Genomic DNA, 16,184 nt, shown 5'->3' with positions numbered 1-16,184 from the left:
TTAAGATAATTTCACACGCGGATCGACCAACATATAAGATAAATCTGTTAGTACTAAACCGACAATGTAAAGAATTGAACCCAAAAATACCATGGCCCTTACAATCGCAAAATCTTGTTGCTGAATTGCATCAATTGTATAACTCCCTAAGCCCGGTACACCAAAAAAAGATTCTAGGATTAAGCTTCCCATAAACAAAGAAGGAATAATGACTACAACTCCAGTTAAGATAGGGAGCATCGCATTTTTTAATACGTGTTGGAACATCACCCTTTGTTCAGATAATCCCTTAGCTCTCGCTGTTTTAACATAATCTTTATGCATTTCTTCTAAAAATAAAGTCCGATACCAACGTGCGCCTGAACCCAGTCCACTCAGTACGGCTACGGTAATGGGTAAAATAACAAATTTCACCGCTTCAAAACCACCGTCATAACCAGAGATAGGGACAAGGCGCAATACTTTCCCGAAAAGATATTGCCCACCAATAATATAAAACAAACTGGAAATCGACATTAAAATAATACAGATCACCACTCCAGATAAATCAAGATAAGTTGCACGAAAAAATGCCATTGCCATCGCAACAATAATGTTAGTAATTACATCTAAAAGCAGAACAGGTAATGCGATAGAAAGGCTAGGCCACATCCTGTACGTAATATCCTCACTTATATCTCGTCCTGCATCAGAGACACCAAAGTCAAAAGTAAACAGTTTCATCGACTTTTGAAAAAATAAAGTCGATTCTATTTTCTGCAGCCCATTTTTTTCTGCATTAAAAAACAGGGGAAAATTATAGCCATGGGCAACCTTCCAATCATCAATAACCTGTTGTTCAACGTGTTTTTGTCCTAGGTGCATACGAGCAATATCATCTGGCGTATTCACCATAAAAAACAAAATAAAAGTAAGAAAATTTATTCCAAAAAGAATAGGAATCGAGTAGATAACTCGTCGCAGCAAATACTTTATCATGATATATAAGTCCTTTCTGCCGGTTTTTTTTCTTTCTTGTAATATGCAATTATCAAAGGAAAAATCAGCATTAGAATAAGCAAAAGCAATAACCCTAAAGGCCAAAAAATCGGTTGATTCCAAGCCTGTCTCAATGTGTTTCGTTTAGGTACATTGATCGCAGTGTATTTTAGTGTTGCAAAAGACATTGTGTTCGGTTTAACGCGTGAAACCCAGCTTTGCGATAAAAGAAACTCTTCAGGATGTATACCCCATATCCAGGGCGCGTCATACTGAACAATACGCGTCATAGTATCAATAATCTGCTGTCTTTGGGCATCATTTCCTCTATTTTTCATTAAATTAAAGAGGCGATCAAATTCAGGGTTTTGGTAATTAGCCGTGTTTTCACCACCAAATTTTACTTTGCCATTGCCGCCATATAATTGGAATAGAAAGTTTTCAGGATCTGGATAATCCGCTACCCACCCCCAACTAAATATTTGGGTATCTCCTGTACGCATTTTTTCTTGAAAACGGTTATACAAAGTGGCCCGTACATTCAAATCTATCCCTATTTGCGCAAATTGTTTGCGCATCCAATCAAATAAGGCTTTGTCCTCAGGCCCACCTGTTGTTGTCACATCATAATGCAAAATTAAATGATTTCCTGTAGCCGGATCAACACCATTAGGATATCCGGCTTCAGACATAAGCTTTTGAGCATCCTTAATTGGCCGTCGTTCTGCTTCACCATCTATCCATTGATACACATAGGGATTGATTCCTTCTTTGCCCTCTTTAAAACCAAAAATACCCGGCGGAATCGGCCCTTGTGCAGCCATGCCACGCCCATTATAGAAAATAGCTATGTTTTCATCATAATTTACCGCGATTGAAATAGCCTGTCGTAACTTGCGCGCACGCTCACTAGAGCCTCCAACAACATTATCGAGCATATTAAAGCCCATGTAGTAAGTACTGGGTTGAAACGTTTGAGTCAGGTATATCTGCTTTTTTTTCATTTCCGATGTGAGTTCTGCCGTGCCATGTTTATTGATGTGAATGGCTTGATCAAAACTGTCATTACCAATTGCAGAGTTATCATAATAGCCTTGCAAAAATTTATTCCAACGAGGAATTGACTCTTTTTCCAAGGTATAAATTGCTTTTTCAATTAAAGGTAAACGTTTTCCTGCATTATCCAAATATCCTAACTCTCTGTCCTTATCTGAACCAATACTAGGATAATAATCTTCACGAAAATTAGGGCTTTTTTGCAACACCATCCTGCGATTTGGATTGTTTTTAACTAACATAAATGGTCCTGTTCCTACAGGATACCAACCCAAAGTAATATTCTTATCTGCCATGCCTGGTTGAGAATAAAAGAGATCGGCTTCCCAAGGAACAGGTGCAAAAAAACTCATGGCCAGCCAAAATAAAAATTGGGCATATTCACCTTTTAAAGTAATCTCAAAAGAATAATCATCCAATTTTTTAATCCCTTGCAAGGGATATTTGCGTAAATCAACATATTGTGTGCCACCAGGAAGTGTTTTGCCATATTCTTTAAAGCCAACAATATAGTCACTCATTAACCCATAAATGGATGAGCTAACTCTAGGATTAGCCAAACGTTTTATTTGATAAATATAATCATCCACAATTAATTCGCGCGTACCCGTATATTTGAAATCAGATAATTGATTAATGCCTTCATCCTCTAAATAGTCTGAGGACAATTGATGATAAAGGTATGATCCGTTTTTATCTTTGGCAAATGCTGGATGAGGCTGATAATAAATTCCCTTTTTAATTGTTAGGGTATAAACAGTAAAAGCCGCATCCTTACTCTTTTCTGGCAATGGATTTCCTTGAGCATCAAGGTATCGCAATTGTGGCATTTGTGCAGCAGTCAACGGAGTTAATTGGTATGGCCTTTGTAAGTAATCGTACGTCAACAAAGGCTCATAAATTTGAGCAATGAAAAGGTACTCATTTAAGGAGTAAGAAAGTGCGGGATCCAAGGTTTTGGGCTGCTCAGAAAATGATGAATAATAAATATTTTCATTTGCCTGACTTTTAGGATATGGGTTATTTAAAACCCAAGGCCATGCATATGCAAAACTAACACTCTTAAAAAGAAGCACAATCAGAGCGATACGTTGTATACGATTCAAAAAAATATCCTTATCCAAAGTCATCATAGGGAGGTAAAGAAAAATGCCGACCTCATCCGCCCTAACGGGCACCTTCTCCCCTCAGGGAGAAGGGAAACTACACGAACCCCAATTGCCCCCTCCGGTCATCAGGAGAGGGGTTGGGCTGAGGGCAACTTAACTGCTAGCTCGCTAGCAATTTTATAAACTGTTCTTCATCCAAAACAGTAACACCTAAATCATTTGCTTTATCCAGTTTAGATCCTGCCTCAGCTCCAGCAATTACATAATCTGTTTTTGCGGAGACACTGCCACTGACTTTAGCTCCTGCAGTCAATAATTTTGCTTTGGCTTCTTCACGTCCCATAGTATTTAAAGTTCCAGTTAAAACAACTGTTTTTGCAAATAAAGGATGCTCTTTATTTACTTTCTTTTTCTCAACTTTGGGCCAATGAATTCCGAGAGCTAATAAACGCTCAATAACTTGGCGATTATGATCTTGGGCAAAAAAATGAACAACATTAAAAGCACCTACAGGTCCCATATCTTGCAAATTCATCAACTCGTCTTCTGTGGCCATGGAAATCGCCTCAATATCACCAAAATGTTCTGCCAGCATACGAGCGCTGGACTCGCCAATTTCAGGAATTCCAAGAGCATAAAGAAAACGACTAAATGTTGTATTTTTGCTTTGTTCCAATGCATCCAATAAATTTTTTGCTGATTTTTCTCCCATACGAGGAAGATTTGCCAAAGTAGAAACATCCAGCGTATAAAGATCAGGTAAATGACGAATAAATCCTTCATCGACCAATTGTTCGATAAGCACGGATCCCAAGCCCTCAATATACATGGCCTTGCGTGAAGCAAAATGCCACATCATTCTTTTGAGTTGCGCTTTGCAAAATAAACCACCCACACAACGAGCAACCGCCGCCCCTTCTTCACGCACTACATCAGAACCACAAACCGGGCATTTTTCAGGTAAGTGGATCTCCTTGGTATTTGCAGGTCGTTGCTCCAAAACTACTGAAACGACCTCAGGAATCACATCACCAGCACGACGAATAATCACTTTATCGCCTATACGGATGTCTTTCCTGGTGATTTCATCCATATTATGTAAAGTAGCATTACTTACAGTAACTCCTGCAACGCTAACCGGTGCCAAACGTGCTACTGGAGTTAAAGCACCTGTTCTTCCTACCTGAAAATCAACTGCTAAAAGCTCTGTCATCTCTTCAGTGGCAGGAAATTTATGGGCACAGGCAAAACGCGGTGCTCTTGAAATAAAACCAAGTTGCTGCTGCAAAGGAATACTGTCAACCTTATAAACAACACCATCAACCTCGAAAGGAAGTTGATCGCGTTTGGCTAACATATCATAGTAATAATCCAAACAGCCTTGCATTCCCTCTTCTCGCTTAATGTCAGAAGACACTCTAAAACCAAACTTTTTGAGAAGTTGCAATTGCTCCCAATGTGTGTCGGGTAAAGCGTACCCTTCACAAGCGCCTATGCTATAGCAATAAATTGCCAAAGGCCTATTCGCAGTCACGGAGGGATTCAATTGCCGTAAACTTCCTGCTGCAGCATTACGTGGGTTCGCAAAAATTTTTTCACCCGCTTCCTTGGCTTTTTTATTGTACGCTTCAAAACCCTCTTTGGGCATGTAGACTTCACCACGAACTTCAATAAAACGAGGTGGTTTCTCTACTCTTAAAACTAAAGGGATTGCAGCGATTGTTTTAATATTGGCAGTAATATTTTCACCCGTAGTCCCATCACCGCGAGTTGCGGCAGAAACCAGGGTTCCATTCTCATAGGTGAGATTAACAGCAAGCCCATCCAGTTTAGGTTCACATGTAAAAACCAAGTTCTGGACCGGCTCATCCAGTTTATCTGTTACGCGTTTAATAAATGCTTTTAATTCATCTTCAGTAAACACGTTCGATAAAGACAACATCGATTGCCGATGTGTTGCTGGCATAAACGCATCTGCAGGGGTACCGCCAATGCGTTGAGTTGGCGAATCTGCAGTTAATAATTCAGGATACTTCGTTTCTAAATCCTGTAATGCTCGAAAACAACGATCGTATTCAGCATCAGGAACTATTGGTTCATCCAGAACATAATAGTGATAATCATACTGCCTTATTTTTTCTTTTAGCTCAGCAAGTGTTCCTTTTATTTCATCAATACTCATTCATCTCATCCGTATAATCTCAAACCACAGGAGTCATTGCTTTTGAATGCATTGTAGCCTGGGTGCAGGCAAAGCCGTAACCCGGGTTTCGCTGCGCTGCACCCAGGCTACAATACTCAATAAACTTATAACCAATCAGAGGGTAAGCAATTATCCTAAAACATTAGTTTATCATTAAAAAATATGCTATAGATACATGTCGATTTAACATGAATTGGGGCGTGATAAAAATGGATTTTAAACGTATCTTAATAACAGTGTTTTTGTTTCTATTCTCCACATTGATTTACTCTCTTCCTCAACCAAATGAACATAGCAATTTGGGCATCGCATTCGTTCATGGAACAAATGACCATCGTGAGGATGCGGATGGTGGTTATTGGAAAACTGATTTTATGGAAAGTATTGCCCAAGCACTCCCTAATCCTAGAAATTACTATGTAGTTCATTGTGATTACAGTAAGTATATGTGGGAAGAAGATGCTGCAGGATGTACAGTGAATCAATTATTAGCATTCATAGAGCATAAAAAAATTGACTCTTTAATTCTTTACACGCACTCCAATGGCGGCAATGTAATGCGTTGGATCCTGTCAAATCCAACTTATGACAGCCGATACCTGCGATTAAAAAGCAAAATCAAGCACATAGTCGCCCTAGCTCCTTCAAGTGGAGGAACGCCACTTGCGGACATACTTCTCAATGGAGGTATTTTTGAAGCCAGTCTGAGCTGGATATTAGGTTATACGGGTGATGCCATTAAGCAACAACGCGTTGGTGACATGAACATCTATAATGAAGAGCTTTTATTTGGTACTAAAAATCGACCTTCCCTGCCCGTAGCGTTTAATACCGTTGTGGGGACCGATGTAACCGCCTCACCTTTTTCTTCAGCCAGCTATTGTAATGGTTATTTACTCAATAGTGGCTTAAAAATTTCCAAAGTCTATTTAGACTCTTGTGCCGATGGCTTTTTAAATTGCAGTTCCCAAGCAGTTGCTGGTACTGTTTGGTTTTACGATAAGGAAAAAACAGAAGATGAAACGATACTAAGTCACAATCAAAGTCGCCATTCATGTTTTGGGTTAGATAAAATACTAATTTCTGCCTTAGCTTTAGAAGGAGCTTCAAAATGAGAACTACACTAACCTTATTGTCTTTGTTTTGTTGCTCACAAATCAATGCATTTACGCTCCCCCAAAACCAAATCAAGTCTTATGATTGTGATGTTTGCAGTACTTTGCCTCATGAAAGTTTGCAAGATAGCTGGAAGATTTCCGAAAACCTTTTAATTAAAACTGAAAAAAATGTGCAAAAAAGTTATAGTTACAGTCAAAAAATAACGGCAGCTCAATTACAACAAGGCATAAACTTACCCATTCATTCGCCAGAAGCTGTGCTACGCATCATCCCGCTACAAAAAGACAAAGCTATTCCTGCATTAGAAATAAAAAGTACTGCCAGTAAATTCATGAGTCTCAAAGATGCCTCTTCTTTGTATAGTCAGGATGAAGCAATCGATGAGTCACTCAGACTGGGTGCACATCAAACCATGCTACAAATCAAACCTGAGTTAGGCTCTGGTAATTTCGTAATCCAAAGCAAACACATAAATCCATCAAGTGATGCTGATCAATATCTAATTCATGTTTTTGAAAAATACTCGTTAATCTATTTGCAGGTCGAACCCTCTGAATTGCAATATCAATATGGCGATCAATTTAATGCACTCATTCTCCTAAAAGATAATATTACGTCCTATCCAGTGGATGATATTCACGCCTCATTGATAGGTCCTGATAACCAAATAGTTCCTCTCGAAATCAAACAAGTAAAACGTAATCAATTCCAAGCCAGTACCCAGTTATCTTCTGACGATAATACTCATGGCGGCAATTGGTATATTGATGTAGAGGTATCGAGTGAACTGGATGAAAACACACCTACACATCGTAGCGCACGTGCCGCTTTTTCCTATTCGGTGCCTTCTGCCAGCTTAATGAGCATTAAGAAAGTCTCTTCTAAGCCTTTGACCTTAGCTGCCACTGTGAATGTGGCTACTGCAAGTCGGTATGCCTTACAATGCATTTTATACAAGAAAAACGCTAAAGGTGAGGATATTCCGGTTGAAACATCACAAAGTGCGCAATGGCTTGATCCAGGAAAGCAAACAATTCAATTTAGTTTTGACAATTCGGCACATTTAGCAGAGGATCAGCTCTCAATTGGTTACCTACATCTTACTGATTACGGGCAACTAAAAACGGTTTATCAATATGATCAGCCGATTAGACTCAGTCAACTTTTGGACTAATGAATGCAATTTTTATCTTCAATCTCTTTGCTTGAGGGCATCGCTTGTGCCTTAGCCCTCCAATTTTCATTCTTCATTTGGTTTTTGCTAAAACAAAATCAGCAAAAAAAACTAAGTAAGCAACTACACGAAAAGACTCTTGAGGCATTTACCACGCAATTGCATCAAGTACACGTGAATGTAAATGAGAAAATCAGCCAAGGACAATTGATAACACAACAAATGATTCATGACACGGTCCAAAAACAAATGACTGATGTTCGAGAACAAATCAACCATAGCTTTAAACAACACGCCAGCGCGCTCACCTCTCATCTACAATTGCTTACTGAAGAGATTCGTAATCATCTCCATGGACTAACGCAACAAGTCAATCATAAATTAGCGGAAGGCTTTGAAAAAACGTCCACTACATTTATTGACGTTGTAAAACGCCTCACGATCATTGATGAGGCACAAAAGAAAATTACTGAATTATCGAATCATGTGGTCAGTCTACAAGATGTGTTGGTTGATAAAAAGGCGCGCGGCGCATTTGGTGAAGTGCAGCTCGAAACCTTAATCAGCAATATGATTCCCCCCAATCATTTTCAAATGCAATATACATTAAGCAATCAAAAACGCGCTGATTGCATTTTATTCCTGCCTGAGCCTACAGGTGATGTGGTTATTGACGCCAAGTTTCCTCTAGAAACCTATCAACGGCTTATCAATATTGATGCAGGTTCAGTCGAAAAGAAATCTCTGCAACAGCAATTTCGTCAAGACATTCAAAAACATATTAAAGATATTGCCGAAAAATACATCATCCCTGGCGAAACTACTGATGGTGCCATGATGTTTATTCCTGCAGAATCCATTTTTGCTGAAATTCATGCCAATTATCCAGATTTAATTTCTCTTTCTCAAAGATTAAAAGTATGGATTGTCTCACCCAGTACATTAATGGCAGTCCTAACTACTGCTAAAGCAGTACTTAAAGATGATGCCACCCGTAAACAAGTGCACATCATTCAAAAACACTTACAATCTCTGGCAGATGACTTCCAACGCTTTGAAAAAAGAATGGACAAACTATCTAAACACATTGATCAGGCGCATCAAGATGTCAATGAAGTAAATACCTCTGCTAAAAAAATTACCTCTCGTTTTCAAAAAATCGAATCCGTGGATATCGAGTTAGAGCAGTTAGAGCTCATAGAGACCGATACATCATTGAATGAAAACTAAGATGTTGTCTTGAAGTTGTGTAGCCTGGGTATTGATTTAAAGAAAATAGCGAAAGATTATGATGTCCCCATTTAATAAAAATACTTATACTAATCAAACATTCACGCAATTAACCATTGAAAAAGAACGAATCGAACGCATTGATTTTGAAAATTGTCAATTTAAACAATGTAAATTCATTGATGTTATATTCCATCATACAAAATTCACTGATTGCGATTTTGAATCCTGTGATTTGGCTCTGACAAAATTTCCGAGTTGTAAATTCTCAGAAGTCTCTTTTAAAAATTCAAAGCTCATTGGGATAAACTGGACGGAATTGAGTTGGCCCTTGGTCAAGCTAACAAGCCCCCTCTATTTTTATAGCAGTAATCTGAGCCACTCCAGTTTTTACGGATTAGAACTCTCTAACTTAATTATTGAAGAATGCAAGGCTCATGATATTGATTTTCGAGAAGCAAATTTAAGTCATGCGAGCTTTATAGACTCCGATTTACTAAATAGCTTGTTTCTCCATACCAATTTAAGTGCTGCAGATTTTACAAACGCCATCAACTACACCATTGATCCGAATGAAAATAGAATCAAGCATGCACGTTTTTCTTTCCTAGACGTCATCGCCTTGTTACATCATTTTGATATCAAAATTCAAGGCTTGCCTGGTAGTGATTCGTAATGCCATCCCTGTATGTGTTATGACTAAAATAACTCAAAGTGAGGGATCTGCACTCTGTAGTATGGTGTTACAATGAGAAATCCTCGTCGGACCCGGGATGAAAGCACTAAAAATAAATAATCCGCAATTTTAAGATGAACCAAGACAACACATCAGGTATAATAGCCAATTTTTAAACCCGAATGTCTAAGCTATGCCCATAAATACCTTACTCTATCAATCGACGCAGGCCAAACAAATATGGGGACAACTCCATGGAAGCAGCTTAGCACTAGCACTTGCTGAATATTGCCAACAGACTTCTGGAATTAAATTATTGATTGCGAAAGACAATCTCAGTGCAAATCAGTTGCAAGCAGAATTGAATTTCTTTCTCAATCCAAATTCCCCTCAAGAATTATTGTTTTTTCCCGATTGGGAAACACTCCCTTATGACCAATTCTCCCCCCACCAGGATATTATTTCCGAACGATTATATACATTAAGTCGCATCCAACAAGTAACAGATGCCATTGTCATCACTTCAGCAAGTACTTTAATGCATAGGCTTTGTCCACCTGAATTTTTGAATCAATATGCTTTAATGCTAAAAGAAGGACAAAAACTGGATTTAACTGCTTTTCGTAACCAGCTACAGCAATCCGGTTATCATTGTGTGAATAAGGTACTTGAGCACGGCGAATTTGCTTTACGCGGCTCCATTATTGATGTGTATCCTATGGGGTCTGGTTTGCCATTTCGTATTGAGCTTTTCGACGATGAAATCGAAAGTCTCCGCGAATTTGATACAGAAACCCAACGTACTATAGAAAAAATAAAAGAAATCAATGTATTGCCTGCACGAGAGTTCCCTTTAAATGAACAAAGCCAGCTCCTGTTTCGACGTGCTTTTAGGGAACTATTTCCAGGGAATCCAAGTCAATGCCCTATTTATGAGGCAATCAGTGAAGGCCAGTTTCCTTCTGGAATCGAATATTATCTGCCTTTGTTTTTTGAAAAAACGGTCACTTTTTTCGATTATCTGCCAGAAAATGCCAAGATTTGCCTGATTGAAGACATCCAAAATAATGCAGAACAATTCTGGCAAGAGTTGAACGAGCGTTATGAGCAAAGACGATATGATGTCAGTAGGCCAATTTTATCACCTCCAGCATGTTTTATTAATCCGACGGAATTATTAACTCAAGCCAATACGTACGAACAACTTCGCTTGTTCCAAAATACTTCAGATAAAAAAGGGGCTGTGGTTAATTTTGACATTATTTCGGGCCCACAATTACCCATAGATAGGAAAACACAAGAGCCTCTAAGCCAGCTGCGTGAATATTGTGCTGATTCTTCACGCCGCTATTTACTGGTAGTCGAAAGTGCTGGACGGCGTGAAGTGTTGCTTGATTTGCTTAAGCCAAGCGGCATTAGCGCTAAAGTCCAAACCTCATGGCATGATTTTATTAATGATACTGCGCCAATCAACATCAGTACTGGGAGTCTCATTTACGGATGTGAGCTAAAACAGAGTAATCTCGTTATTATTGTTGAATCACAATTATTTGGAGAACAAAGTACCCCCCAAAGACGGAGTGCACAAAAAACTGTTGACCCCGACTTAATTATCCGTGATATGGCCGAACTACGTGTTGGTGCTCCAGTAGTACATCTCCAATTTGGTGTAGGGCGTTATCAGGGATTACAGCATATTGAATCCAATGGGATTGCCAGTGAATTTTTAGTTCTTACCTATGCAGGCGAAGACAAGATTTATGTACCGGTAACTTCACTGCACATGATTAGTCGCTACACTGGCGTTGATAGTGATCATGCACCCTTACATAAACTGGGTTCGGATCAATGGCAAAAAGAAAAGAAAAAAGCCGCTGAAAAAATCCATGATATTGCTATCGAATTACTTGATCTTTATGCCAAAAGAGAAGCACAGCCTGGGCAGCAATATCAAGTAGATCACAATGAATATGTAAAATTTGCTAGTGCTTTTCCATTTACAGAAACACCAGATCAATTAAACGCTATCGAACAAATCATAAAAGATATGGAATCGCCAAGACCTATGGATCGTTTAATTTGTGGGGATGTAGGTTTTGGTAAAACCGAAGTAGCCATGCGCGCTGCTTTTGTTGCGGTACAAAACAATAAGCAAGTCTGCATTCTAGTCCCAACCACTCTGCTGGCAGGGCAACATTTTGAATCATTCCGAGATCGATTTGCCGACTTCCCCATCAATATTGAGTTGCTCTCACGTTTTCGTTCAGCCAAAGAAACTGAAACAGTTCTTGCATCCTTAAAATCAGGAGCCGTTGATATAGTCATAGGAACACATAAACTATTTCAAAGTAAGATTGCTTTTAAAAATCTTGGATTACTTATTATTGATGAAGAACATCGGTTTGGGGTGAAACAAAAAGAACACATCAAAGCCTTACGTACCTATGTCGATATTCTATCCATGACTGCGACCCCAATTCCTAGAACATTAAACATGGCAATGGCTGGAATCAGAGATATCTCGCTCATGACCACACCACCTGCCAAACGTCTCGCAATTAAAACATTCTGGCAAGAGAAAAAAGATTCCACCGTACGCGAAGCCATCCTTAGGGAAATCCTTCGAGGTGGCCAAGTCTTTTTCCTGTATAATAATGTGGAAACGATCGAGCACATGTGTCAGGAATTGCAAGCTCTAGTTCCGGAGGCAAAAATCCGTACGGCTCATGGGCAAATGCGTGAACGTGAGCTAGAACGAGTCATGTCTGATTTTTATCATCATCGCTTTAATGTCTTAGTCTGCACCACGATCATTGAAACCGGTATCGACATTCCCACCGCCAATACAATTATTATTGACCGTGCGGATAAATTTGGTTTAGCACAACTGCATCAGTTACGTGGACGTGTAGGTCGTTCTCATCATCAAGCCTATGCGTATTTATTGACGCCTAATGAAAAATTACTCACCTCCGATGCCACCAAGCGTTTAGAGGCTATTGTCTCCTTGGAGGATCTGGGCGCAGGCTTCACTCTAGCAACCCACGATCTAGAAATTCGTGGAGCAGGTGAGCTTTTAGGAGAGGATCAAAGTGGGAACATGCAGGCGATTGGCTTTAACTTGTTTATGGAAATGCTCGATAGAGCGGTTCATGATTTAAAAGCTGGAAAAACTCCTGAGTTATCTGCTCCCATGCATCAAGGTCCCGAGATTGATTTACGAATCAGTGCAATTATTCCTGATGAATATATTCCAGATATCCATAACCGACTCATTATGTACAAACGCATTGCCAATGCAAAAACTAAAGAGCAATTGCATGACTTACAAGTTGAGTTAATTGATCGATTTGGTTTGTTACCACACCAAGTCAAACATTTATTATTGATTACTGAATTAAAATTGAAAGCTGAAACAATGGGAATTCAAAAGATCAGTGCTGGTGCACAGCAAGGCAAGCTGGAATTTAGTGAAAAACCCAATATTGATCCGGCCATTTTAATTAATTTGATTCAAGTACACGCCAAAAGGTATCAAATGGAAGGACCGCAACGCTTGCGTTTTACTCTTGACAGTACCTCCTCAGAAGAGCGTATTTTTGAAATAAGTGCCCTGCTTAATAAATTAAATGGATAAAATGATCTGGAACAGGGTAACCCAGGATAGGTGTAGGATTATTGAATGATAAAGTATGATTTTTAAATACAGTCGAATAAGCCCAGAAATTGGCTTTGCTATTTCGGGAATACTTTGTGCCTTTATTTCGTTCTATCTGAATCAAAACACAGGTATAGACCTATCACATACCAGTTTTATTGTCATTTTAGGCGCCGCGTTCATTATGTGGACTTTTCGTCTTGTGCCTGAGTATCTCCCAGCTGCATTGATTATTCTTAGTGCACTTTTATTCAATATAGCGCCACAGAATGTCATCCTCTCCGGTTTCACCTCTCGGAGTTTTTTTATTGCGGTAAGTGTTTTTGGTGTTGGCGCGATCATGAGCAAATCAAGGCTATTTTATCGTTTGGCCTTAATCTTATTAATTCATCTGCCATCAAAATCTTCTTTATTGCAAAAATTCCTGTTTTTTATAGGTGCCTTAATTACACCGATTATGAGTGTACAAAGCTCGCGTATCGCTTTAATTGCACCTTTATTAGATGATATTCTTGAGAGCAGTACCATTCATCCACGCAGTGATACAGCCAATGCATTAGCCAATGCAGCCTTTAATGGGTGTATTTTACTTTCAACTATTTTTCTTACGGGAAAATCGAGTAACTTTATTCTCTTTAGTCTCTTATCCGAACAAAATCAATGGCAAGGCAATTGGCTACATTGGCTTTGGGCGGCATCTTTTCCAGGCTTATTACTAATTGCTTTGTTTTTTATATTGCATTCAATCACGTTTAAATCACCTAATACCTTAAAAATAAATCATTCTAAATTAAAAAAAGAGCTGTGCTCACTGGGGCAACTCTCTTTTGCGGAGTATATTGCGATTATAAGCCTACTGCTTTTTGCAATCGGAACTATTATTTCTACCTGGAAAGATATTTCTACATTTTGGACCTGTATTACGATTTTCACATTGCTGTTATGGACTAATGTGCTGGATAAAAAGGAATTACTCAAAAAAATTAACTGGAGTTTTTTATTTTATTTCGGTGCCATAATAGGCGTAATGCATGCATTGCAAAACATTGGATTTGAACCTTGGCTACTAGCCCATCTTCAATGGCTTAGTCATTTAGCCCATGCAAACCCCTTTTATTTTATTGTTATCATTTATGTTATCAGCTGGCTTGGGGGCTTGCTTTTAGGAACAATGATTGCGCCTGCGCTCCTTTTCACCGTGATTATACCTCTAGCCAATCAGGGTACAGTAAGCAACTGGGTTGTTGCTTTCGTTATTTTAATGGCAACTGAAGCCTGGATTTTTCCTTATCAGTCGAGCTATTTTTTGTGTTTTGAAGAGTTACTCAAAACAAACAATAACTTCCATCTTAATCCACTACTAAGATTAAATGCCTGGTTTTCCCTATTAAAACTAGGCATTGTAATCGCGTCGATCCCTTTTTGGTATTTTTTTGGAATTTAATATAAAGACAACATAGATGTAGCCTGGTTGCGTACAACCAGGCTACGATATATTTAACTAGTTCCGCCAACGGTTAACGCATCTATTTTCAAAGTAGGTTGACCTACACCAACTGGAACTGATTGCCCTTCTTTACCACAAACACCTATTCCTCGATCCAATCCTAGATCATTGCCAATCATGCTGATTTTTTTCATCACATCAGGCCCATTGCCAATGAGTGTTGCTCCTTTGACTGGCGCAGTAACCTTCCCATTCTCAATAAGATAAGCTTCGCTGGCAGAGAAAACGAATTGGCCCGAAGTGATATCAACCTGTCCTCCTCCAAAATTAACAGCATACAAGCCGCGTTGCACAGAACGAATAATTTCTTCTGGATCATGTTGGCCCGCTAACATATAGGTGTTCGTCATCCTAGGCATTGGTACATGTGCATACGATTCACGTCGGCAATTACCGGTAGATTGCATTCCCATCAATTTAGCATTCAACTTATCTTGCATGTAATTCACCAAAACACCATTGTCAATCAATGTAGTGCACTGGGATGGAGTTCCTTCGTCATCAATGGTGATAGAACCACGTCTGTCTTTTAAAGTACCATCATCAACTACCGTAACACCTGGTGCTGCGACTTGCTGGCCGATACGTCCTGAGAATGCAGATAACCCTTTGCGATTAAAATCACCCTCCAAACCATGTCCTACTGCTTCATGCAATAAAACTCCTGGCCAACCTGGCCCTAAAACTACAGGCATTGTTCCTGCAGGTGCAGGTTGTGCTTCTAAATTAATCAATGCTTCGCGCACCGCTTCACGCGCGTAACTTAACGCATTCTCTTTTTCAAGGAAGTAGGAATAAGCCACACGGCCACCTCCTCCAGAGCGAGCAGATTCCCGTTTACCATATTTGTCTTCTACAATAACACTCACATTGATACTGACTAAAGGCCTAACATCTGCAATCATTTGTCCCTGCATCCCAGCAACCATCACCACTTCATAACAACCACTTAATGAGGCATTAACTTGGATTACGCGAGGATCAATGCGGCGTGCTTCTTGATCAATTGCCTCTAATAAAGCTATTTTTTCTTGCTTGCTCATGCCCTCAATAGGATTTAGTCCTTGATAGCGATTTATCGCAGCACTTTGAACCTGGATGGATTGCACTGGTTTGGAGCCCGTTAGTGCAATAGAACGAGCCGCATCAGCTGCTCGCAACATTGAAGGCAATAAAATGTCATCACAATAAGCAAAACCTGTTTTATCGCCACTGACCGCTCGAATACCTACACCTCTATCCAAAGAAAAGCTACCACTTTTCACTACGGAATCTTCTAAATACCAAGATTCATAGCTGCAACTTTGGAAATAAAGATCCGCATCGTCAATATGGTGACTCATCATGGTTTTAAATAATTTTTCTATACCCGTTTCATCTAGTGCCGCAGGAGCTAGTAAGATTTTTTTTGCGGTGGTAAGCGCTTCTGTCATTTAATAAGTACCTTTCAATAAATAAAAATAAATTATGTTAG

General features: G+C 39.3%; 10 protein-coding genes. 6 read left to right on the top strand and 4 right to left on the bottom strand.

What is annotated here, in order from left to right:
• From BGO44_RS04310 to ligA, 3 genes are all read right to left on the bottom strand, one after another.
• On the bottom strand, positions 1-978 hold the full coding sequence (locus BGO44_RS04310; RefSeq protein WP_058510849.1) for an ABC transporter permease: 978 nt from the start codon (positions 976-978) through the stop codon (positions 1-3).
• A complete protein-coding gene (locus BGO44_RS04305; protein ID WP_058511708.1) occupies positions 975-3,140 on the bottom strand; it encodes an ABC transporter substrate-binding protein in 2,166 nt (721 codons plus the stop codon). The genes BGO44_RS04310 and BGO44_RS04305 overlap by 4 nt, the downstream gene beginning before the upstream one ends.
• Before the next feature lie 163 nt (positions 3,141-3,303).
• Positions 3,304-5,325 (bottom strand): NAD-dependent DNA ligase LigA, encoded by a 2,022-nt coding sequence (ligA, locus tag BGO44_RS04300; RefSeq protein ID WP_058510850.1) that lies wholly within the window; start codon positions 5,323-5,325, stop codon positions 3,304-3,306.
• A 230-nt stretch (positions 5,326-5,555) separates the two neighbouring features.
• Here ligA and BGO44_RS04295 point away from each other — a divergent pair, with 230 nt between their 5' ends.
• The 6 genes from BGO44_RS04295 to BGO44_RS04270 all read left to right on the top strand — a co-directional run bounded on the left by BGO44_RS04295 (position 5,556) and on the right by BGO44_RS04270 (position 14,647).
• Positions 5,556-6,461 (top strand): hypothetical protein, encoded by a 906-nt coding sequence (locus BGO44_RS04295; protein ID WP_058510851.1) that lies wholly within the window; start codon positions 5,556-5,558, stop codon positions 6,459-6,461.
• Entirely contained in the window at positions 6,458-7,639 is a 1,182-nt protein-coding gene (locus BGO44_RS04290) for a DUF4785 domain-containing protein (RefSeq protein ID WP_058510852.1), read from the top strand. Before BGO44_RS04295 ends, BGO44_RS04290 begins: the two co-directional genes overlap by 4 nt.
• A gap of 3 nt (positions 7,640-7,642) precedes the next feature.
• Positions 7,643-8,869 carry a DNA recombination protein RmuC gene (locus BGO44_RS04285; RefSeq protein ID WP_058510853.1) on the top strand — a complete coding sequence of 409 codons (1,227 nt, stop codon included), beginning with the start codon at positions 7,643-7,645 and terminating at the stop codon, positions 8,867-8,869.
• 58 nt (positions 8,870-8,927) lie between these two features.
• The gene (locus tag BGO44_RS04280; protein ID WP_273199363.1) at positions 8,928-9,545 is read left to right on the top strand and encodes a pentapeptide repeat-containing protein; all 618 of its coding nucleotides are present in this window, start codon (positions 8,928-8,930) and stop codon (positions 9,543-9,545) included.
• A gap of 193 nt (positions 9,546-9,738) precedes the next feature.
• Entirely contained in the window at positions 9,739-13,182 is a 3,444-nt protein-coding gene (mfd, locus tag BGO44_RS04275) for a transcription-repair coupling factor (protein WP_273199365.1), read from the top strand.
• A 55-nt stretch (positions 13,183-13,237) separates the two neighbouring features.
• Positions 13,238-14,647 carry an SLC13 family permease gene (locus tag BGO44_RS04270; protein ID WP_058510856.1) on the top strand — a complete coding sequence of 470 codons (1,410 nt, stop codon included), beginning with the start codon at positions 13,238-13,240 and terminating at the stop codon, positions 14,645-14,647.
• 53 nt (positions 14,648-14,700) lie between these two features.
• Here BGO44_RS04270 and tldD read toward each other — a convergent pair whose 3' ends face one another.
• The gene (gene tldD, locus BGO44_RS04265; protein ID WP_058510857.1) at positions 14,701-16,143 is read right to left on the bottom strand and encodes a metalloprotease TldD; all 1,443 of its coding nucleotides are present in this window, start codon (positions 16,141-16,143) and stop codon (positions 14,701-14,703) included.
• Positions 16,144-16,184: the final 41 nt, after the last annotated feature.

It is taken from the genome of Legionella sp. 39-23 (assembly GCF_001897665.1).
Taxonomy (GTDB): Bacteria; Pseudomonadota; Gammaproteobacteria; order Legionellales; family Legionellaceae; genus Legionella; species Legionella steelei.
This window is presented reverse-complemented; position numbering and strand designations above follow the sequence as displayed.

What these genes read in the sequence shown, in the direction of transcription:
- BGO44_RS04270 (WP_058510856.1), top strand. Translation starts at nt 13,238, where the DNA reads ATGATTTTTAAATACAGTCGAATAAGCCCAGAAATTGGCTTTGCTATT.
- mfd (WP_273199365.1), top strand. Translation starts at nt 9,739, where the DNA reads ATGCCCATAAATACCTTACTCTATCAATCGACGCAGGCCAAACAAATA.
- tldD (WP_058510857.1), bottom strand. Translation starts at nt 16,143, where the DNA reads ATGACAGAAGCGCTTACCACCGCAAAAAAAATCTTACTAGCTCCTGCG.
- BGO44_RS04295 (WP_058510851.1), top strand. Translation starts at nt 5,556, where the DNA reads ATGGATTTTAAACGTATCTTAATAACAGTGTTTTTGTTTCTATTCTCC.
- BGO44_RS04285 (WP_058510853.1), top strand. Translation starts at nt 7,643, where the DNA reads ATGCAATTTTTATCTTCAATCTCTTTGCTTGAGGGCATCGCTTGTGCC.
- BGO44_RS04280 (WP_273199363.1), top strand. Translation starts at nt 8,928, where the DNA reads ATGATGTCCCCATTTAATAAAAATACTTATACTAATCAAACATTCACG.
- BGO44_RS04310 (WP_058510849.1), bottom strand. Translation starts at nt 978, where the DNA reads ATGATAAAGTATTTGCTGCGACGAGTTATCTACTCGATTCCTATTCTT.
- ligA (WP_058510850.1), bottom strand. Translation starts at nt 5,325, where the DNA reads ATGAGTATTGATGAAATAAAAGGAACACTTGCTGAGCTAAAAGAAAAA.
- BGO44_RS04290 (WP_058510852.1), top strand. Translation starts at nt 6,458, where the DNA reads ATGAGAACTACACTAACCTTATTGTCTTTGTTTTGTTGCTCACAAATC.